The sequence below is a fragment of the Escherichia sp. XD33 genome (assembly GCF_019375075.1).
Taxonomy (GTDB): domain Bacteria; phylum Pseudomonadota; class Gammaproteobacteria; order Enterobacterales; family Enterobacteriaceae; genus Enterobacter; species Enterobacter flexneri_A.
The window spans coordinates 1-821 of record NZ_JAENDM010000238.1; the positions used below are offsets into that span (position 1 = coordinate 1).

Consider the following 821-nt stretch of genomic DNA (forward strand, 5'->3'; position numbering starts at 1 on the left):
CAAAAAAACAGTCATAACAAGCCATGAAAACCGCCACTGCGCCGTTACCACCGCTGCGTTCGGTCAAGGTTCTGGACCAGTTGCGTGAGCGCATACGCTACTTGCATTACAGCTTACGAACCGAACAGGCTTATGTCCACTGGGTTCGTGCCTTCATCCGTTTCCACGGTGTGCGTCACCCGGCAACCTTGGGCAGCAGCGAAGTCGAGGCATTTCTGTCCTGGCTGGCGAACGAGCGCAAGGTTTCGGTCTCCACGCATCGTCAGGCATTGGCGGCCTTGCTGTTCTTCTACGGCAAGGTGCTGTGCACGGATCTGCCCTGGCTTCAGGAGATCGGAAGACCTCGGCCGTCGCGGCGCTTGCCGGTGGTGCTGACCCCGGATGAAGTGGTTCGCATCCTCGGTTTTCTGGAAGGCGAGCATCGTTTGTTCGCCCAGCTTCTGTATGGAACGGGCATGCGGATCAGTGAGGGTTTGCAACTGCGGGTCAAGGATCTGGATTTCGATCACGGCACGATCATCGTGCGGGAGGGCAAGGGCTCCAAGGATCGGGCCTTGATGTTACCCGAGAGCTTGGCACCCAGCCTGCGCGAGCAGCTGTCGCGTGCACGGGCATGGTGGCTGAAGGACCAGGCCGAGGGCCGCAGCGGCGTTGCGCTTCCCGACGCCCTTGAGCGGAAGTATCCGCGCGCCGGGCATTCCTGGCCGTGGTTCTGGGTTTTTGCGCAGCACACGCATTCGACCGATCCACGGAGCGGTGTCGTGCGTCGCCATCACATGTATGACCAGACCTTTCAGCGCGCCTTCAAACGTGCCGTAGAA

General features: G+C 60.3%; 1 protein-coding gene. It reads left to right on the top strand.

Translation table 11 applies throughout. From position 1 onward, the window contains the following. Positions 1-23 precede the first annotated feature (23 nt). The coding region (intI1, locus tag K0778_RS26550; RefSeq protein ID WP_017901294.1) for a class 1 integron integrase IntI1 at positions 24-821 on the top strand (798 nt) is incomplete at its 3' end.